18 protein-coding genes, 2 tRNA genes and 1 pseudogene are annotated in these 17,537 nt (G+C 70.6%); 11 read left to right on the top strand and 10 right to left on the bottom strand.

Annotated elements, in window-relative coordinates; genetic code table 11:
• Positions 1-45 precede the first annotated feature (45 nt).
• From DEW08_RS11630 to sciP, 6 genes are all read left to right on the top strand, one after another.
• Complete coding sequence (locus DEW08_RS11630) at positions 46-1,218, top strand: flagellar basal body P-ring protein FlgI (protein WP_109327282.1); 1,173 nt, start codon at positions 46-48, stop codon at positions 1,216-1,218.
• Positions 1,218-1,607, top strand: coding sequence for a rod-binding protein (locus DEW08_RS11625; protein WP_109327280.1), 390 nt, complete (start codon positions 1,218-1,220; stop codon positions 1,605-1,607). The genes DEW08_RS11630 and DEW08_RS11625 overlap by 1 nt, the downstream gene beginning before the upstream one ends.
• Complete coding sequence (locus DEW08_RS11620) at positions 1,600-2,112, top strand: flagellar basal-body protein (RefSeq protein WP_109327278.1); 513 nt, start codon at positions 1,600-1,602, stop codon at positions 2,110-2,112. Before DEW08_RS11625 ends, DEW08_RS11620 begins: the two co-directional genes overlap by 8 nt.
• A 316-nt stretch (positions 2,113-2,428) precedes the next feature.
• Positions 2,429-4,576 carry a flagellar hook-length control protein FliK gene (locus tag DEW08_RS11615; protein ID WP_109327276.1) on the top strand — a complete coding sequence of 716 codons (2,148 nt, stop codon included), beginning with the start codon at positions 2,429-2,431 and terminating at the stop codon, positions 4,574-4,576.
• 43 nt (positions 4,577-4,619) lie between these two features.
• A complete protein-coding gene (locus DEW08_RS11610) occupies positions 4,620-5,363 on the top strand; it encodes a flagellar hook assembly protein FlgD (protein ID WP_109327274.1) in 744 nt (247 codons plus the stop codon).
• Between the two features lie 238 nt (positions 5,364-5,601).
• Entirely contained in the window at positions 5,602-5,928 is a 327-nt protein-coding gene (sciP, locus tag DEW08_RS11605; protein WP_109327272.1) for a CtrA inhibitor SciP, read from the top strand.
• 70 nt (positions 5,929-5,998) lie between these two features.
• On the opposite strand, the gene DEW08_RS11600 is transcribed toward sciP, so the two are convergent.
• Positions 5,999-6,631 (bottom strand): TetR/AcrR family transcriptional regulator, encoded by a 633-nt coding sequence (locus tag DEW08_RS11600; protein WP_109329771.1) that lies wholly within the window; start codon positions 6,629-6,631, stop codon positions 5,999-6,001.
• 173 nt (positions 6,632-6,804) lie between these two features.
• On the opposite strand from DEW08_RS11600, the gene DEW08_RS11595 reads away from it, so the two are divergent.
• The gene (locus tag DEW08_RS11595; RefSeq protein WP_109327270.1) at positions 6,805-7,284 is read left to right on the top strand and encodes a MaoC family dehydratase; all 480 of its coding nucleotides are present in this window, start codon (positions 6,805-6,807) and stop codon (positions 7,282-7,284) included.
• 77 nt (positions 7,285-7,361) lie between these two features.
• Here DEW08_RS11595 and DEW08_RS11590 read toward each other — a convergent pair.
• The 5 genes from DEW08_RS11590 to DEW08_RS11570 form a co-directional block, all read right to left on the bottom strand.
• Positions 7,362-7,437, bottom strand: a tRNA-Ala gene (locus tag DEW08_RS11590).
• A 4-nt stretch (positions 7,438-7,441) separates the two neighbouring features.
• A tRNA-Leu gene (locus DEW08_RS11585) sits at positions 7,442-7,527 on the bottom strand.
• Positions 7,528-7,636: 109 nt separating this feature from the next.
• On the bottom strand, positions 7,637-8,578 hold the full coding sequence (locus DEW08_RS11580; protein WP_109327268.1) for an SAM-dependent methyltransferase: 942 nt from the start codon (positions 8,576-8,578) through the stop codon (positions 7,637-7,639).
• A gap of 190 nt (positions 8,579-8,768) precedes the next feature.
• The gene (gene mepA / locus DEW08_RS11575; protein WP_109327266.1) at positions 8,769-9,698 is read right to left on the bottom strand and encodes a penicillin-insensitive murein endopeptidase; all 930 of its coding nucleotides are present in this window, start codon (positions 9,696-9,698) and stop codon (positions 8,769-8,771) included.
• 101 nt (positions 9,699-9,799) lie between these two features.
• On the bottom strand, positions 9,800-10,933 hold the full coding sequence (locus DEW08_RS11570; protein ID WP_109327264.1) for an ABC transporter permease: 1,134 nt from the start codon (positions 10,931-10,933) through the stop codon (positions 9,800-9,802).
• A 182-nt stretch (positions 10,934-11,115) separates the two neighbouring features.
• Here DEW08_RS11570 and DEW08_RS11565 point away from each other — a divergent pair, with 182 nt between their 5' ends.
• Positions 11,116-11,484 carry a hypothetical protein gene (locus DEW08_RS11565; protein ID WP_109327262.1) on the top strand — a complete coding sequence of 123 codons (369 nt, stop codon included), beginning with the start codon at positions 11,116-11,118 and terminating at the stop codon, positions 11,482-11,484.
• Between the two features lie 26 nt (positions 11,485-11,510).
• Here DEW08_RS11565 and DEW08_RS11560 read toward each other — a convergent pair whose 3' ends face one another.
• From DEW08_RS11560 to DEW08_RS11550, 3 genes are read right to left on the bottom strand one after another with little or no spacing between them, the layout of a single operon-like run.
• Positions 11,511-12,461: an ABC transporter ATP-binding protein gene (locus DEW08_RS11560; RefSeq protein ID WP_109327260.1), complete on the bottom strand. Its 951-nt coding sequence runs from the start codon at positions 12,459-12,461 to the stop codon at positions 11,511-11,513.
• Entirely contained in the window at positions 12,458-13,405 is a 948-nt protein-coding gene (locus DEW08_RS11555; protein ID WP_109327258.1) for an HlyD family secretion protein, read from the bottom strand. The genes DEW08_RS11560 and DEW08_RS11555 overlap by 4 nt, the downstream gene beginning before the upstream one ends.
• Complete coding sequence (locus DEW08_RS11550; RefSeq protein WP_109327257.1) at positions 13,402-14,064, bottom strand: TetR/AcrR family transcriptional regulator; 663 nt, start codon at positions 14,062-14,064, stop codon at positions 13,402-13,404. The genes DEW08_RS11555 and DEW08_RS11550 overlap by 4 nt, the downstream gene beginning before the upstream one ends.
• 270 nt (positions 14,065-14,334) lie before the next feature.
• Here DEW08_RS11550 and DEW08_RS33770 point away from each other — a divergent pair.
• The 3 genes and pseudogenes from DEW08_RS33770 to DEW08_RS11540 form a co-directional block, all read left to right on the top strand.
• Positions 14,335-15,804 (top strand): annotated as a pseudogene (locus DEW08_RS33770) (sigma 54-interacting transcriptional regulator); the annotation flags it as partial.
• A 396-nt stretch (positions 15,805-16,200) separates the two neighbouring features.
• Complete coding sequence (locus tag DEW08_RS33765) at positions 16,201-16,362, top strand: helix-turn-helix domain-containing protein (protein ID WP_168220405.1); 162 nt, start codon at positions 16,201-16,203, stop codon at positions 16,360-16,362.
• Positions 16,363-16,434: 72 nt separating this feature from the next.
• On the top strand, positions 16,435-17,328 hold the full coding sequence (locus tag DEW08_RS11540) for an adenylate/guanylate cyclase domain-containing protein (protein ID WP_245986589.1): 894 nt from the start codon (positions 16,435-16,437) through the stop codon (positions 17,326-17,328).
• A 9-nt stretch (positions 17,329-17,337) separates the two neighbouring features.
• Here DEW08_RS11540 and DEW08_RS11535 read toward each other — a convergent pair whose 3' ends face one another.
• Positions 17,338-17,535, bottom strand: a complete 198-nt coding sequence (locus tag DEW08_RS11535) for a DUF1127 domain-containing protein (RefSeq protein ID WP_245986588.1) — start codon at positions 17,533-17,535, stop codon at positions 17,338-17,340.
• Positions 17,536-17,537: the final 2 nt, after the last annotated feature.

Genomic DNA, 17,537 nt, shown 5'->3' with positions numbered 1-17,537 from the left:
CACGGCATTTGTATGGAAGACGGTGCCCGTTGTGGAGAGTTCACCATGATGCCCACCGCCTGCCAGCCCCGCCCCCTCCTCCGCCGGTTCCGCCGCGCCGCCGCCCTGCTCGGGCTGGCCATGGCGCTGTCCGCGGTGCTGGCGGCGTTCGCCATGCCCGCCCCGGCGGTCGCCGCGTCCGCCCGGATCAAGGACGTGGTCGATGTCGAAGGCGTGCGCGACAACATGCTGATCGGCTACGGCCTCGTCGTCGGCCTCAACGGCACCGGCGACAGCCTGAACAACGCCCCCTTCACCGAGCAGAGCCTGACCGGCATGCTGGAACGGATGGGCGTCAACACCCGCGGCACCAACCTGCGGACCAAGAACGTCGCCGCCGTCATGGTGACCGCCACCCTGCCGGCCTATGCCGCCCAGGGCACGCGGATCGATGCCACGGTCTCGGCGATGGGCGACAGCAAGAGCCTGCTGGGCGGCACGCTCCTCGTCACCCCGCTGATCGGCGCCGACGGCGAGGTGTACGCGGTGGCGCAGGGGCCGATCGCCGTGTCGGGCTTCTCGGCCCAGGGCCAGGGGGCCAGCGTGACGCGCGGCGTGCCGACCTCCGGCCGCATCGCCTCGGGCGCCATCGTCGAGCGCGAGATCCAGTTCTCGCTGGCCGAGCTGCCGGTGGTGCGGCTGTCCCTGCGCAATCCGGATTTCACCACGGCCCAGCGGGTGGCGACGGCCATCAACATGCAGCTTCGCGGCAACATGGCCCAGGCGACCGACCCGTCCTCGGTCCTGCTGAACGTCCCGGCCTCGCGCCGCGGCGACGTCGTCGGGCTGATGACCGAGATCGAGCAGCTCCGCATCACCCCCGACCAGGTGGCCCGCGTCGTCGTGGACGAGAAGTCCGGCGTCATCGTGATGGGCGAGAATGTCCGCATCTCCACCGTCGCCATCGCCCAGGGCAACCTGACGATCCGCGTCACCGAGACGCCGCAGGTCAGCCAGCCCGGCCCCTTCAGCCAGGGCCAGACCGCCGTGGTGCCGCGCACCGACATCCAGGTCGACGACCAGTCCAACAACCGCCTCGCCGTGATGAATGCCGGGGTGACCCTGCAGGAGTTGGTACAGTCCTTGAATGCGCTGGGGGTGGGCCCGCGCGACATGATCTCGATCCTGCAATCGATCAAGGCCGCCGGCGCCCTGCAAGCCGAGATCGAGGTGATCTGATGGACCTGACGCCCACCCTTCCAGCCTCCCCCGCCCCCCGCCTGCCGGCGCAGGTCGAACGGCTGGGCGAACGGCCCCTCGCGGATGGCGGCACCGCCCGCATCCTGCCCCGCACCGACGTGCTGGAGAGCAGGATCGATCCGGCAAAACGTGCCCAGCTCCACAAGGCCGCCGACGATTTCGAGAACGTCTTCATGACCCAGATGCTGGGACACATGTTCGACGGCCTCGGAGTGGACGAGACCTTCGGCGGCGGCAAGGGCGAGGAGATGTTCCGCCCGATGCTGAACGAGCAGTTCGCCCGGCAGATCGGCCGGCGCGGCGGGCTCGGCATCGCCAGCCAGGTCTACAACGAACTTCTGCGCGCCCAGGAGGCCAGCCATGGATAAGGTCGACGTCCGCTTCCCGCAGCCCGCCAGGCCGGCGCCCGCCAGCGTCCCGAAGACCGCGCAGGAACGCGCCTGCGCGCTCATCGACCTGATGGGCCGCATGACCGCCCTGCTCCGCCGCGAGACCGAGGCGGTGCGCAACCGCCGGCCGACGGCCGAGCTGGCCCAGTACGCCCGCGAGAAGCAGCCGATGTCGCTGGTCTACGAGGAGGTGTCCCGCCTTCTGCGCGTCGACCGCGAGGGGCTGGCCAACCTGCCGGCGGAGATCAAGGGCGCGCTGAAGGACGCCTCCACCACGCTGCGCGCCGCAACCGAGGAGAATGCCGAAGCGCTGCGCGTCGGCGGCGAGGCGCAGAAGCTGGTGGTGGATACGGTGGTCGGCGCCATCAACCGGGCGCGCCAGATTCCGAAGACCGCCTACGGCCCGGCCGGTGCCGCCGGCCGCGCCTACGCCCCGCCCACCCATGGACCGCAGACCTCCGCGACGCTGAACACGCGCCTCTAGGACGCATCCTGTCGGCGGGTCCGCCCGCCCCATTGCCTCCATCCGACCTGTCCCGTCTTCGGGAGGGGCCGTCCCACCGGGCGGCCCTTCTTTTTTTGAGCGGCCCGCCGCGTTCGACCGGCCCCCCGCCGCCGCGGCAGGCGGCAAGAACGGCCGCGGAAACCCGGCGGATTTTTGCCGCCCGCCGGACGGAACTGCCGGCCGGCCGGGACATTCCGGGCGATCGCCGCCCCGGAACGGTCCCCAGCCTGCCGCGGCGATTGGCCCGGAAGTTGCTTTGACCACGGTGCGCCTTGCATCCTTGAGGGACCGTCCCATGGAAATCCAGTCGAACGCCGCTGCGTCCACGATCTTCGACGCGCAGTCCCAGACCCAGGGGACCGGCGTCCGGGACGACATGTTCGCCAAGATGATGAACCGCATGCTGGCGGACGCCGCCGAGCGCCGCCGCGAGGAGGCGAAGACCGCGGCCGAGCGCAAGGCGCAGCTGGCCGAGCAGTCCGCGGCCGAGCGCGCGCCGGTCAAGCCCCGCCCGCGGCCCGAGCCGGTGGCGCAGCAGTCCTCGACCGGCCCGGTCCGGCAGTCCGAGGCCTCCGGCCGCGCCGACGCCGCCCGCAGGACGGAGCAGGACGGCAGGGCCGCGGCCGAAGCCCGCAGCGCCCGCGAGGCCCGCGACGGGAAGGCCGCCGAGGATCGGCTGTCCCGGGACAGGCTGGCGCAGGGCAAGTCGGCCGGGGAGGTCCGGACCGCCAGGGGCGATGCCGCCGCGGACGGGCGCGCCGCCCGGTCCGACGAAACCGCGCCGCCCCGGGCCGATCATCCGAGGGACGGCGACCGCAAGGATGCGGCGGCGCCCGGCCCGGCCGACCCGCACCCCGCAAACCATGATGCCGGCAAGGCGGCGAAGGCCGGCCGGGTCGCCGCCGGCCCCGCGGGCGGAACCGCGACGACCGGCGAAGCCGCCGGGCAGGCCATCGGGGCGATGCCCGCAGCCGACCTGCCGGCCGACGACGGCCTGCTGGCACTGGCGGAGGATGAGGCCGGAAAGGACGCGGCGGAGGACGCCGCCGCGGAGAGCGCCGCCACGGAGAACGGCGGGTGGACCGATGGCGCCGATGCGGCCCTTCGGGCGATGGTCCAGGCCTCGCCCGACACCGAACCGCAGCCCGTCGAGCCGGCGACGCGCGACCCGCTCCAGCCCCCGGCCGCCGAAACGACACAGGCCGCCGGCCCCGAAGCCGCCGAAGCCGCCCTCGCTGCCGCCGCGGCTGCGGCTGCGGCGCAGGCGGCGCCGGCCACCGCCGGGACTGCCGGTGACGCAGCCGGCCCGGTTGGCGGCGTTGCGCCGGCCGCGACCGCTCCGGGCACCGGGGCGGCGCCCGCCGGTGCGGACGCCGCCGCGGTCCTGGCCGCCCAGCAGGCGGCTGCCGCCACCGCCGGGACCATGGCCGGCGCCGCCACGGCTGCGGCCGGCGACGCGGCCGGGGCGCACGCCGCTGCCGACGCCAAGGCGGCGGATGCCGCGGCGGCCGATGCCAAGCCGGCCGATGCGGCGGCTGCCGGGGCGAAGACCGCCGACGACGCCGAAGCGGCCGACGAGGATGCCGCGAAGGCGGCCGCCGGCTTCGCCGATCTGCTCGCCGGCGTGAAGGGCAAGCCGGCGGACGGGCGCACCGGCCATCACTCCGGCGCCGACTCGGGCAGGGGTGGCGAGCAGCCGCAGGGCCAGACCGCCGGTCAGACGGCCCCCCAGGCAACCGCCCAGGCAACCGCCCAGGCCGCCGCGCAGTCCGGCCTTCAGGCCGCGGCTCAACCGCCGGCCGCCGGGTCGGCCGCCTCCGCCGGCGCCACCGACTCCGCGGCGGCCGTCGATGGCACGGCGGCGCTGGCCGCGGGCCAGGACGCCGGCGGGACCGCCGCCGCCGAACACCGGCCGGGCGCACACCCGCTGGTCGCGGCGATGGAAGGCCAGCGCGGCGCGGTTCCGCTGGATTCCCCGGCGGCGGCGACGCTGCGCCCGTCGCGCGGCTCCGCCGGCATGCCGGCCGGCGTACCCGACCAGATCGCCGTCCATATCCGCAAGAACGTCGCGGACGACGTGGACCGCTTCACCATCAACCTGAACCCCGCCGAGCTCGGCCGGATCGACATCAAGCTGGACATCGGCGCCGATGGCCGCGTCAGCGCGATGGTCGCGGTGGAGAAGGCCCAGACGCTGGAGCTTCTGCAGCGCGACAGCCGCGGGCTGGAGCGTGCCCTGCAGGACGCCGGGCTGAAGGCCGACTCCGGCAGCCTCTCCTTCAGCCTGCGCGGCGACGGAGCCCCGTCGCAGGGCGATGAGCGCCAGGGCGGCGGCTTCGGCCGGCGCGGGCGCGGCTTCGGCGGCGACGGCGAGGACGAGACAGCCGACACCGCAGCCTATACCGTGACCCTCGGCCCCGGCCGCGTCGACATCCGCGCCTGATCCCGGCCGCCGCACCGCAATTCAGAAGACAGGACCTTCCGCCATGACCACCACGATCACCGGCAGCGGCCAGACGACCAACACGGCCGCCAACACCAGCACGAAGACCAACACCACCGGCGCCGCCAAGGGCACCGGCAGCCAGACGGCGGAAGAGGCGAAGACCGCCAGCGCGACGAAGGGTCTCGGCGACAATTTCGAGACCTTTCTGAAGATGCTGACCACCCAGATGAAGAACCAGGACCCGCTGAAGCCGATGGACACGAACGAGATGACCAAGCAGCTGGTCGAGTTCGCCAACGTCGAGCAGAACATCGGCACCAACAGCCGCCTGGACAAGCTTCTGAAGCTGCAGGGAGCCTCGACCGCCTCCACCAACCTCGCCTATCTCGGCCGCATGATCAGCTATGAAGGCGATCAGTTCGACTATGCCCAGGGGATGACCCAGGCGCCGCTGGGCTACGAGCTGGAGACCGCCGCCAAGTCGGTGCGCGTCGACATCCTCGACTCGGCCGGCCGCAAGGTCCGCTCCTTCCCCGGCGAGAAGACGGCCGGCACCAAGCATATCGTGAACTGGGACTTCAAGGACGACAATGGCTTGCCGGTTCCTCCGGGCAGCTACCGCCTGAACATCGCCCCCACCGGCGAGAAGGAGGACCAGATCATCAAGGCGAAGACCTACACCTTCGGCACCGTCGCGGGCGTCAGCCAGACCAAGGACGGCGAGACCACCCTGACCGTCGGCAGCACCGAGGTGCCGCTGTCCAAGATCATGACGGTGCACTGACCCGGCGGGCGGGCCGCCGCCGCTACCCCCTCCGACGCTTATCCGAATGGGCCCCGGCACCCCCGCCGGGGCCCTTCGCATATGGCCGAGCCTCAGGTAAAAGCGCCGGGAATTCCAGGGGCTGCGCTCATTTTGGGCACAGGTCGTTAACCCTATCGTTTAGGCATTTGTTAAGCGGGAGAGGAATAGGGTACCCCGAAATCGTGGAATGCACTGTTCGATTGTGGAGCGTCCGCGCATGTCGTCACGCGAATCCGAACTCGACGAGGCGTCCGGTGGAGCGTCGGTAATCGGCCCGGCCGGGCGTCCCCTGACCGAGCATGATCTTCCCCCGCCCGACACCAAGCGTTGGGTCATGCGCCGCAAGGCGGAGGTGGTGGCCGGAGTCCGTTCCGGGCTGATCAGCCTCGAGGAAGCTTGCCGCCGCTATACCCTGTCCGTCGAGGAGTTCCTGTCCTGGCAGCGGCTGATCGACAGCCACGGGATGCGCGGCCTGCGCGCCACCCGCCTGCAGGACTACCGCGGCAGCCAGCCCGTCCGGGCGCGCGTCGACGCCGCCGAGTAGCCGATCCTTCGACCGCGACTCTTGCGCCGCAGGCCCCGGTCTGCGGCGTTTGTGCTTTCCGGCAAAGCCGCTAGCGGCCGGCCGGGCCGCCCCGGGCGCCGGTGTCGGCCTGCGCACCGCCGAGCGCCGTATCGACCAGGGCGGCGCCGGCCGCCGCAATGGCCGGACCAGCCTGCGGCCCCAGCGACTGGCCGGCGGTATAGGCCCCTTCCATCAGGATCTGGAGCTGCAGGGCCAGCTTGTCCGGCTCCGCCGCCCCGGCCTCCGCCGCAAGCCGCGACAGCCGCTCCAGCACCTCCCGCTTGACGCCGAGCGCCCGCAGGCGGCCCGGGTTGTCGGGCTCGCGCAGTTCATTGATCGCGCTGCTGAAGGGGCAGCCGACGAAGCGCGGATGGGCCACCCAATGGCCGAGCGAGACGAACAGCCCCTTCAACTGTGCCCGCGGGTCACCGGGATGGCGCGCCGTCACCCTCTCCCACCACGCCAGCAACTGCTGGTGCAGCCGGTCGAGATAGGCGCAGACCAGCTCGTCCTTCGAGGCGAAGTTCCGGTAGAGGCTCATCTTCGCCACGCCGGACCGGGCGATGATGGTGTCCACCCCGACGGCGCGGATACCCTCGCGGTAGAACAGCTCCGCCGCGGTGTCCAGCACCCGCTCCCGCGCCGGCTTGCGGGCCTCTTCCGCACGCGCCTCTGCCACCATGACGATCCCCATACCCGGCTTGACAATGATACAGACCTGTCTCTATCCTCTGCGAGGACAACAGATGAGACAGACCTGTCTTTAACTTAATCTCACCAGCCGCGCCGGTCCAGCCTCGGGCGGCACGCGGCACCGGCGGCACCGGCCGGACGAAACGGAGGAAACGGGGGACCATGCGCTACCTGGAGGACCTGAAGGTCGGCGACCGCTTCGCCGGCAGCAGCAGCCGGACCGTCACCGCCGACGAGATCGTCGCCTTCGCCGGCAACTACGACCCGCAGCCCTTCCACCTGGACGAGGATGCGGCGCGCGACAGCCTGTTCGGCGGTCTGGCGGCCAGCGGCTGGCACACCGCGGCGCTGACCATGCGGATGATCGTCGATGGCGAGACGCGGCTGGCCGGCGGCTATATCGGGCTCGGTGTCGAATCGGTGAGCTGGCCCCGCCCCACCCGTCCCGGCGACCGGCTGCGCATCGAGAGCGAGGTGCTGGAACTGCGCGAGTCCGGCAAGCGGCCGGACAGCGGCGTCGCCCGCATCCGGACGGTCACCTTCAACCAGAAGGACGAGGTGGTGATGACGATGGTCGCGAACCTGCTGGTTCCCCGCCGTCCGGCAACTCCGGCTGGCGTCGAGGCGGCCCTTCCCGGCTGACCCCGGCGGGCGGCGGCCAAGCATTGGCCTGAAAAGCAACGGGGCTAAAGCGTTTCCGCTTTAGCCCCGGAGAAACTTGGTGGAGCCAAGGAGGATCGAACTCCTGACCTCTACAATGCCATTGTAGCGCTCTCCCAGCTGAGCTATGGCCCCATAATGGTGCGCTTGGAGGGACTCGAACCCCCACGACCTGCGGTCACTAGTACCTGAAACTAGCGCGTCTACCAATTCCGCCACAAGCGCGTCCCGCGATCTTCGTTTTACTTCGCTTCACGCGGGCCGTTCTAATAGCCGGGCTGGCGCTGATGCTCAAGAGGAAAAATGCATCCCGTGACGATTTTTTTGCGGGAGGCTATTCCGCCGGCTTCAGCGCATAGAACCGGAACACCCGCATGCCGGCGTCGATGGCCGCGACGCGGCGCGCCCACAGCTCCACCTCGTCCATCACGGCCAGCTTGGTCTGCTGGTCCATGTGGTGCTTCTCCAGATGCCCGACCAGGCCCTGGATGGCGGTCAGGATCAGGTTGCGGTGGGTGTCGGTGATGTCCTCGGTGATGCGCAGGTCGAGGTTGCGCTGGGCGAAGGCGGCCGCCATGCGGTCCTTCGGCCAGGGATGCGGCTCCAGCGGATCCTTGGCGATCCAGGACTGGACAGCCTTGCTCTCCAGCCTGTCCGGCTCGACCGTATAGTCGGTGATCAGCAGATGGCCGCGCGGCTTCAGCGCCATCTCGATCCCGTCGAACATCTGCTCCTTGTCGCGGACGGTGAACATCCCCTCCTTGTAGACGACGGCGTCCACCCGCTTGGACCAAGAGAAATGCTCGGGATCATATGTCTCGATCGCCGCCTTCTTCTCCAGCCCCACCTTGAAGGAGCGGATCATCGCCTCCTTGGCCAGCAGCTCCGACGCTTCCAGCCCGGTGACCCAGCAGCCGTATTTGCCCGCCATGGTCCGGCTGGTGCCGCCCAGCCCGGCCGACAGGTCGAGCACGCTCATCGCCGGGTTCAGCCCCAGCGGCTTCACCAGATAGGGGATGTGGTCGGACCCGCCGGGCGTATTGAATCCCTCGCCCCACAGCTTCTCCGCCACCTCGATGCGGGTCGCGGTCCACAGGGGCTTGCCCCAGCGGTCGATGCCCGGCGCCGGCTGCGGGTGCTGCGGCTGGTCGTGGCGGTCCCCGTCCGGGTCCTCCGCCTTGTGCCGGCTGCGCATGCCGGAGAGGTCATAGCCTTCCCACCACGCGTAGAGCCGCGTCTTCAGGGAGAGGCTCCCGGTCTCGCTCTTGTCCGTCATGCCTGTCGTGCCTGCCCCGATGACCGAACGACACCACGGTGGCCGGCCATCCGGCGACAGGGCGCCGCATCACCGCGGCCTCCCTCCCGTTTGGCGATCGGCCCGCGTGCATTCGCCCTCTCCGCGTGGTCCGCCGCCAGCATGTTAAGCGTGTGCGAATTGTACGCGCAAAGAAAAATTTGTTGCTCTCTCAACGCAGGGGTGATGCCGGCTCCGGCGGCAGCGAGGCGATGCGCGTGCCGGCGGCGCGCAGGACCGGCTGGCAGGCGGCCGGCAGGGTCACGGCGCGCGGGGTCGGCCGCGCCGGCACCGGCCGCTCCACCGCCGGGACGGCCCGGTCGAGCCAGGACTCCAGCTCCTCGCCGCAGCCGTCGCCGTCGGGCAGCGCGGCCTGCTCCTCGCACAGCGGGCTGCCCGGCTGGCAGTCGAGGCGGATGTGCATGTGGCCGTCATGACCGTGCCAGGGGCGCAGCTTCTGCAGGAAGGAGCGGTCGGCCCAGCCGTGGCGGCACATGGCGAGCTTGATCGCCGGATTGACGAAGATGCGGGCGACCCGCCGGTCGCTGGCGGCGATCTGGATCATGCGGGCCTGCCTGTCCGACCAGTCCTCCGTCACGCGCATCCGGTCATAGTCGACATACTTGATCTCCTCCAGCCGCTCGCGCCCCGCGCGCCCCATCGGCGGCAGGTCGAGCCGCAGCCACACGTCGGCGTCGAGCCCGATCTGGTGGCTGGCATGGCCGAAGCTCATCGGACCGCCGCGCGCCTGGCCCATGTCGCCGATCAGGGCGGTGCCGAGCCCGGCCGTCGCGACCTTGCGGCCGAACTCCTTGAGGAACTCGTTGAGCGCCGGATGGCCGTAGTTGCGCTGGCGCGACAGGCGGATGACCTGATAGCCCGTCCCCTCCGGCGGCAGGGCCTGCGCCCCGGCGATGCAGCCCGCGGCATAGCCGCCGATCGACTGCGCCGGCCCGAGGGAGGGGCCGGATACCTGGCTCCACGCGATGCTCGTCGCCTGGGGGGCCCGCTTGACCTTCTTCTTCTCCTTCGCCTCGGCCCCGCCGGCCAGACAGGCCAGCACGCCGACGGCCACGAACACCCCATGCCAAAGCCGGCGCATCACGTCCCCCACCGCAGCCCCATTGCGTCACGATCGAGGTTTACTCTGGCGGGAGTTAAGGAATGGTGGAGAATTGGGTGGCATTCGATCGAGTATTGGTCTCAATCGAGGGTCTGCCTGTACCGCTTCAGCGCAACGACCGTTACGACGGCCAGGAAGATCAGCAGCGGCGCGATCTCCCCGGCGATCTCCGAAAGCCCGTTTCCTTTCAGCAGGATGCCCCGCACGATGCGCAGGAAATGCGTCAACGGCAGCAGCTCGCCCACCAGTTGCGCCCAGCCCGGCATGCCGCGGAACGGGAACATGAAGCCCGACAGCAGCAAGGACGGCAGAAAGAAGAAGAACGACATCTGCATGGCCTGGAGCTGGTTCTTCGCCACGGTGGAGAAGGTGAACCCCACCGCCAGATTGGCCGCGATGAACAGGATCAGCACGAACGACAGCAGAAGAAGGCTGCCGAGGATCGGCACGCCGAACAGCAGCCAGGCCGCCAGCATGATCAGCAGCACCTGGACATAGCCGACCAGGATGAAGGGCACGATCTTGCCCAGCATCACCTCGAACGGGCGCACCGGCATGGCCAGCAGATTCTCCATCGTGCCGCGCTCGCGCTCGCGCGTCATCGCCAGGGCGGTCATCATCACCATGGTCATGGTCAGCACCACGCCCATCAGCCCCGGCACGACGTTGTACTGGGTGATGCCTTCCGGGTTGTAGCGGCGGTGGATGCGCAACTCCACCGGGTCGGGCGAGGCGCGCAACCCCGCCAGTGGCCCGGTCAGCTCCGGGTCGAGCGACTGGCGCGCGATGGTGGCCAGGGCGCCGAGCGCGTTGCTGGTCGCCGCGGGATCGGTGGCGTCCGCCTCCACCAGCAGGACCGGCCGTTCGCCCCGCTGCAGCGCGCGCGAGAATCCGGCGGGGATGGTGACGGCGAACTGCACCTCCCCTTCCGCCAGCCAGCGGTCCAGCTCCTCCTCCCCCGTGGCGACGCGGCGCAGGTCGAAGTAGCCGGAGTTGCCGAGCGCCGCCAGCAGCGTGCGGGTGAAGGGGCCGGAGTCCGCCGCCAGCACCGCGGTCGGCAGCCGCTTCGGGTCGGAGTTGATGGCATAGCCGAACAGGATGAGCTGCAGGATCGGCACGGCCACCATCATGGCGAAGGTCAGCCGGTCCCGCCGCATCTGGATGAACTCCTTGACCAGCACCGCCACGAAGCGGGACGGCGAGAAACGGGTCATGGCGGACCTCCCGCTGCGCAGAATTGTTGGTTAATTACTGAAATGAAACAACGGCATTTCCCGGGAAAGCATGTTAAGGGTCTATCTATGTTACTGTGTGATCGAAATACTGGATTTGACTCCTGCCGATTTCCTCGCCTTTCTCTCTTGGTTATTACGAACCCGCCGTCCGGAGACGACCTGTGATTTCGACCTTCGCCAAGAGCACCATTGCCGCCGCTGCCGTCCTGCTGTCCGCCGGTGCCGCCTGGGCCGGTGCCCAGGACTTCACCATCGTCAACAAGACCGGCTATGCGCTGAAGCACATCTACGTGTCCGAGGCGAACAACAACAGCTGGGACGAGGACATCCTGGGCCGCGACGTCCTGAACGACAGCGAGTACTTCGAGGTCTCCTTCGCCAAGGCCGAGAAGACCTGCAAGTGGGACATGAAGGTCGTCTACGACGACGGCGAATCGGCGATCTGGGAGGATCTGAACCTCTGCCAGATCAGCAAGGTGACCCTGCGCTGGAACAAGAACACCGGCGTCACCTCCGCCAACATCGAGTGATCCCCGTCCGATGGGTCGCGGCGCGGTCATCGCATGTTGTCCGTGCTGCGGCTCATCAGGTGGATGAAGACGTCCTCCAGGGTGGGCTCCGACCGTTCGATCCGGATGCCCGCCCCGGCGGTCCAGCGGTCCAGCGCCTGGGCCAGGGTCCGGTCCAGCGCCTGCGGATCGGTCCCGCTGACGTGCAGCCGGCTGCCGAAGACCGCCACCATCCCGACGCCGGGACGGCCGCGCAGATCCGCGGCGGCATGGCCCAGGTCGGCCCCCTCGGCCGCGATCGTCCGCGTGTGCAGGCCCGAGCGCCGGATCACCGCCTCGACCGGTCCCTGGGCCATCAGCTTGCCGTAGGCGAGATAGGCGATCTCGTGGCAGCGTTCCGCCTCGTCCATGTAATGGGTGCTGACCAGCACGGTCAGCCCGTCGGCGGCCAGCCGGTGGATCTCGTCCCAGAACTCCCGCCGCGCCTTGGGATCGACCCCCGCCGTCGGTTCGTCGAGCAGCAGAAGCTTCGGCTCGTGCAGGATGCAGGCGGCCAGCGCCAGCCGCTGCTTCCAGCCGCCCGACAGCGCCCCGGCCAACTGCGCCCGCCGGCTGGCGAGCCCGAGCCGGTCGAGCGCCGCGGCGACGCGGCGACGCCGCTCCGGCAGGCCATACACCCGGGCGACGAAGTCGAGGTTCTCGGCGATGCTCAGATCCTCCCAGAAGCTGAACTTCTGGGTCATGTAGCCGACCTGCCGCTTGATCGCGGCGCTCTCGGTCCGGATGTCCAGGCCGAGGCAGCGCCCCTCCCCGGCATCGGGGGTCAGCAGGCCGCAGAGCATGCGGATCGTCGTCGTCTTGCCCGACCCGTTGGGGCCGAGGAAGCCGTAGATCTGCCCTGTCTCCACGCGGATGGAGAAATCGTCCACCACCGTCTTGTCGCCGAAGCGCTTGACGAGGCCCCGGACGTCGATCGCGGGAGACCGGGGCCCGCTCATGGCGCGAGCTCCACGTCCACCGGCAGGCCGGGAGGCAGCCGCACCGGGTCGGAGGGGGCGAGCTCGATGCGGAAGACCAGCTTCTCGCGGCTGCCGACGCTGTAGATCACCGGCGGCGTGTATTCGGCCCGCGAGGAGACGCGGGTCACCCGGCCGCTCAGCCGCTCCGGGCAGCCGTCGCAGCGCACCCGCAGCGTGGCGCCGGGGCCGGCGCGGCCCAGCAGCGGCTCCGGAACGAAGGCCACCAGCTTCACCCGCTCCGGCGGCAGCAGCGAGACGACCGGCGAGCCGGCGGGAACCCATTCGCCGGGATTGTAGAGCGTGTCCTCCACCAGCGCCTCGGCGGGGGCGAAGGGCGCCATCTCCTCCAGCCGCCGCTCGGCCTGCGCCAGGGCGGCCTGCGCCTGGGCCACCCCCTCCTGCGCCGCGCGGATCTGCTCCCGCCGCGCCGCCAGCGCCGCGACGGAAAGCTGCGCCTGCAGCTCGGCCAGCCGCGCCCGGTCGCGGTCGTGGGCGGCGCGGGCCGAATCCAGCTTGTCGGGCGAGCTGACCTTGCGCGCCACCAGCGTCGCCTGCCGCTCCAGCTCCGCCGAGGAATAGCGCAGCGCCGCCTCCGCCTGGGCCTTCTGGGCGGCGATGACCGCCACCTCCTCCGGCCGCTTGCCGGTGGCGAGGTCGGCGAGCTGGGCGCGGGCCTGGGCCAGCGCCGCGGCCAGCCGCTCGCGCTCGGCCAGCGCGCTGGTCCGGTCGATGGCGAAGAGCGGCGCGCCCGGCGCCACCCGCTGGCCGCGCGCCACCGCCAGCCGGTCCAGCGTGCCGGCGACCGGCGCGGCGATGCGCAGATACTCCCCCTCCACATAACCGTGGGCGACCGGCGGGCCGGAGGGTCCGCCGAGACCGAACGCCAGCAGTACGGCCCCCAGCCAGTCCGTCCATCCGCTCATGACGGTCCTCCCTCCGGCCGCAGGGCGCGGCGCAGGTGATCCAGGTGGGCGGCGACGAGGCCCCGCAGGTCGAGCGGCCCGCCTTCCACCGCCGCCTCGAAGGACGAGCGCCAGATGGCGCCGAACAGCAGGGGCGCCACGATCAGCCGCACCGTGTGCTCCACCTCCACCGGGCGGAACTCGCCGCGCGCGATCCCGCGGCGCAGCAGCCCGGCCAGCAGGGCGAAGCCCCGGCTGATCACCTCGCGGTGGTAGAAGGCGGCGAGCTCCGGGAAGTTGCCGGCCTCGGCGATCACCAGCTTGGGCACCACGGCGATCCGGGTGGTCAGCACCCGCTCCGCCACCATGGTCAGCAGACGCTCCAGCAGGGCGAAGGACGGCCCGTCGTCCGCCGCCAGCATCCGCTCCGCCTCCTCCAGGTTGGGCAGGATGGCGGCCCGGATCACCGCCTTGAACAGCTCTTCCTTGTTCGGGAAGTAGAGATAGAGCGTGCCCTTGCTCACCCCGGCGCGGCCCGCCACCTCGTCCAGCTTCGCGGCGGCGAAGCCCCGCTCGGCGAAGACGTCCATGGCGGCGGCGACGATCTCCTGCGGCCGCGCCTCCTTCCGGCGGCGCCAGCGCGGCGCGGGCTCGTGCAACGGATGCGGTTCGTCGGGCATGGCGCGGGCGCCCCCTGATCTCGCCGGCCTGGAGGCCGGCCGGACTGATAACTGACCGGTTAGTTATTAACATGAAATCCGCAACATCGCCAGTGGTGGCGTTGCCGCCGCCGCTCCGCCATCGGATGGCGTTCCGCCCCGTCCGCTCCTCCTTTCGTCATTGTGCAGCGCAAAATTTCTATCCGAAAAGGCTTGCCTTTCCCGTCGTTGTTGCGGACACTTTCCTCCAGAAGCGACTGTCGAGGCTCCGTTCGGGCCTCCGTTGCGACAATGGGACGCAAGGTCGGCGCCGGGAGAAGAAGCGCCGCATCGCCCGCCGGAGGAATGGTTCGAGGCGCCACTGCCGGGACCTTCGACGCGACCGCGCCCGACCCGAAGCGCGCCGCGGACAGGGCCCCAGCGACAGCAAGGGGTGTCGTCATGCCGGGTGCCGCTGCACGCTCGTCCACGTCCAACCTGGAACTGCTGACGATCTACGAGGTCAGCAAGATCCTCGGCTCGTCCCTCGACCTGCATCAGACGCTGCGCGAGGTGCTGCGGGCGCTGGCCTACCAGCTCCAGATGCACCGGGGCCGCATCTACCTGCTGGGCGAGGACAACGTCCTGCGGCTGGTCGCCGCCAACGGCCTGTCGACCGAGGCGGTCGCCCAGACGATGGTCGTGAACGAGGGCGAGGGGATCACCGGCCGCATCCTGAAGACCGGCATGCCGGTGGTCGTGCCCAACTTGGCGGAGGAGCCGCTGTTCCTCAACCGCTCCGGCGGCCGCGACGACCTGGACGAGCAGGTGGCCTCGCTGGTCGGCGTGCCGATCAAGGCGGCGGGCGCCGTGGTCGGCGTCCTGACCATCGACCGCATCTCCGACGACGGGCCGAGCGGCCATTTCGGCAGCGACGTCCGCTTCCTGACCATGGTGGCCAACCTGATCGGCCAGACGGTGCGGCTGCACCGCACGGTGGCGGAGGAGCGGCGCTTCATGATGCGCGAGACCTTCCGCGTCCAGAAGGAACTGCGCCCGATCACCGCCCCGATCAACGACGTGGTCTGCAGCAGCCCCAACATGGTGGAGGTGCTGGCCCAGGTCCACCGCGTCGCCCCCTTCAAGTCCACCGTCCTGATCCGCGGCGAGAGCGGCACCGGCAAGGAGCTGATCGCGCGGGCCATCCACAACCTGTCGCCGCGCAAGGACGCCCCTTCATCCGGGTGAACTGCGCCGCGCTGCCCGAATCGCTTCTCGAATCCGAGCTGTTCGGCCACGAGAAGGGCGCCTTCACCGGGGCGCAGAAGGACCACAAGGGCCGGTTCGAGCTGGCGTCGGGCGGCACGCTGTTCCTCGACGAGATCGGCGACATCTCCTCCAACTTCCAGGCCAAGCTGCTGCGCGTCCTGCAGGAGCAGGAGTTCGAGCGCATCGGCGGCACCAAGACGATCAAGACCGACGTGCGGCTGATCTGCGCCACCAACCTGAACCTGGAGGAGGCGGTCGGCCACGGGAAGTTCCGCGCCGACCTCTATTTCCGCATCAACGTCGTCACCATCCACCTGCCGCCGCTGCGCGAGCGGCGCGGCGACATCGCCGTGCTGGCCCGCCATTTCGTCGCGAAGTTCGCCAAGGACAACGGACTGTCGCTGACGATCGACCAGGAGGCGCTGGACGTCCTCAACCGCTGCACCTGGCCCGGCAACGTGCGCGAGCTGGAGAACTGTGTGGAGCGGGCGGCGACCCAGTGCCGCGACGGGGTGATCCGCGTGCCGGACCTCTCCTGCTCGATGAACCTCTGCAACTCGTCGATCCTGTTCCAGTACCGCACCATGGGATCGGCGGTCGGCGGCTTGGCCCCCTCGATGGGGCCGGGATCGGCTCCGCCCGGCGCCCCCGCCGCACCCGCTCCGCGCGCGCCGGCCGCGACGCTGCCGGCGCCGGCCCCCGCCCCGGCGGGCGGCGGCTGGCCGGCCTGCGCGTCGGGCTGTTCGGCCGGGCCGGCCCCAACTGCGGTGCGGCGGAGCCGATCTCCCCCGCCGCCATCGCCCCCTGCCCCAGCCGAAGCCGGCGCCGGAAGAGACGGTGCGCCACCCGGCCCCCGCGGCGCCGGACCCGGTCGCGTCACCCGCGGGCGGCGGCGCTGCCGCGGCCGGCATGCTGGACGATCCGGACTCCGCCCCCTTGCGCGAACGGCTGGTCTGGGCGATGGAGCGCACCGGCTGGGTGCAGGCCAAGGCCGCCCGGCTGCTGGGCATGACCACCCGGCAGGTGAGCTACGCGCTGCGCAAATACAATATCGAAATCAAGAAGTTCTAAGTCCGGTCGCGGCGCGGCGCCAGTTGTGGTACTCCTAGGAACGCATACTCCACGCTGCACCGGACCCGGCCTTTGCCCGACCTGGAAAAGCCACTCGCCCTGTTGTTCGTCGATATCGTCGACAGCACCATGCTGTACGAGCGGGCCGGCAACGCGACCGCCGCCGCCCTGACGCAGAAGGTGCTGGCCCATCTCCGGCTGATCACCGAGACGAGCGGCGGCGCCGTCATCAAGAGCCTGGGCGACGGCCTGCTGGTGGCCTTCCCCGTCCCCGACGAGGCGGCCCGCGCGGCGCTCACCATGATCGCCGCCCAGCGCGATTTCGGGCTGCGGCTGCGGGTCGGCATCCATTTCGGCCCGGTGATCTCGGGCGAAGGCGATCTTTACGGCGATGCCTGCAACGTCGCCGCCCGGGTCGAGCAGATCGCCCGGCCGGGCGAGATCCTGGCGACCGACGCGCTGGTCGGCCGGCTGTCGCCGCCGCTGCTGCGCAAGACCAAGCCGCTGAACAACGTCACGGTGAAGGGCAAGTCCAACCCGATCCGCGTCCACCAGCTCCGCGAGTTCGAGGAGAGGGAGGAGGCGCAGGAGAGCACCACGCTCGGCTTCTCGCACGACCTCGTGCCGGGAACGCTGGTGACGCTGCACCTGTCCTACCGCGGGCAGGAGGTGGTGCTGAACCGCGCGCTGCCGCGCGTCGCGATCGGGCGGGAGGAGACCAGCGGCCTGCGCATCGCCTCGCGCCGCACCTCGCGCCAGCATGCGGTGATCGACTTCAGCCGCGAGAGCTTCATCCTCACCGACCATTCGACCAACGGCACCTTCATCCGCAGCGGCGACGCGCCGCCGGTGGTGCTGCGCCGCGATTCGACCAAGCTGGTCGGCAGCGGCCTGATCGGGCTGGGGGCGGAGGCGCTCGACCCCGCGCAGGACCATGTCGTCAGCTTCCGCGGCGAACTGGCCTGAGCCGCGGCCCTACCGCTCCCAGAAGCTCTTCCCCGCCTCGCGCCGCGCATCGGCCGGCGATACCCCAATGTCGCGCAGCAGGAAGCCGTCCAGCTCGCCCAGCGCCCGCCGCTGCCGGCTGCGCTCCCGCCATGTCGCGAGCGTCGCCAGCGCCGCCTCCAGCCAGCCCCAGCCGCCCGCCGCCGTCGCCTTCCTGACACTGCCCACCG

Origin of the sequence: Azospirillum thermophilum (genome assembly GCF_003130795.1) — a bacterium.
In the GTDB taxonomy this organism is placed as follows: domain Bacteria; phylum Pseudomonadota; class Alphaproteobacteria; order Azospirillales; family Azospirillaceae; genus Azospirillum; species Azospirillum thermophilum.
This window is presented reverse-complemented; position numbering and strand designations above follow the sequence as displayed.

What these genes read in the sequence shown, in the direction of transcription:
- DEW08_RS11630 (WP_109327282.1), top strand. Translation starts at nt 46, where the DNA reads ATGATGCCCACCGCCTGCCAGCCCCGCCCCCTCCTCCGCCGGTTCCGC.
- DEW08_RS11625 (WP_109327280.1), top strand. Translation starts at nt 1,218, where the DNA reads ATGGACCTGACGCCCACCCTTCCAGCCTCCCCCGCCCCCCGCCTGCCG.
- DEW08_RS11620 (WP_109327278.1), top strand. Translation starts at nt 1,600, where the DNA reads ATGGATAAGGTCGACGTCCGCTTCCCGCAGCCCGCCAGGCCGGCGCCC.
- DEW08_RS11615 (WP_109327276.1), top strand. Translation starts at nt 2,429, where the DNA reads ATGGAAATCCAGTCGAACGCCGCTGCGTCCACGATCTTCGACGCGCAG.
- DEW08_RS11610 (WP_109327274.1), top strand. Translation starts at nt 4,620, where the DNA reads ATGACCACCACGATCACCGGCAGCGGCCAGACGACCAACACGGCCGCC.
- sciP (WP_109327272.1), top strand. Translation starts at nt 5,602, where the DNA reads ATGTCGTCACGCGAATCCGAACTCGACGAGGCGTCCGGTGGAGCGTCG.
- DEW08_RS11600 (WP_109329771.1), bottom strand. Translation starts at nt 6,631, where the DNA reads ATGGTGGCAGAGGCGCGTGCGGAAGAGGCCCGCAAGCCGGCGCGGGAG.
- DEW08_RS11595 (WP_109327270.1), top strand. Translation starts at nt 6,805, where the DNA reads ATGCGCTACCTGGAGGACCTGAAGGTCGGCGACCGCTTCGCCGGCAGC.
- DEW08_RS11580 (WP_109327268.1), bottom strand. Translation starts at nt 8,578, where the DNA reads ATGACGGACAAGAGCGAGACCGGGAGCCTCTCCCTGAAGACGCGGCTC.
- mepA (WP_109327266.1), bottom strand. Translation starts at nt 9,698, where the DNA reads ATGCGCCGGCTTTGGCATGGGGTGTTCGTGGCCGTCGGCGTGCTGGCC.
- DEW08_RS11570 (WP_109327264.1), bottom strand. Translation starts at nt 10,933, where the DNA reads ATGACCCGTTTCTCGCCGTCCCGCTTCGTGGCGGTGCTGGTCAAGGAG.
- DEW08_RS11560 (WP_109327260.1), bottom strand. Translation starts at nt 12,461, where the DNA reads ATGAGCGGGCCCCGGTCTCCCGCGATCGACGTCCGGGGCCTCGTCAAG.
- DEW08_RS11555 (WP_109327258.1), bottom strand. Translation starts at nt 13,405, where the DNA reads ATGAGCGGATGGACGGACTGGCTGGGGGCCGTACTGCTGGCGTTCGGT.
- DEW08_RS11550 (WP_109327257.1), bottom strand. Translation starts at nt 14,064, where the DNA reads ATGCCCGACGAACCGCATCCGTTGCACGAGCCCGCGCCGCGCTGGCGC.
- DEW08_RS33765 (WP_168220405.1), top strand. Translation starts at nt 16,201, where the DNA reads ATGCTGGACGATCCGGACTCCGCCCCCTTGCGCGAACGGCTGGTCTGG.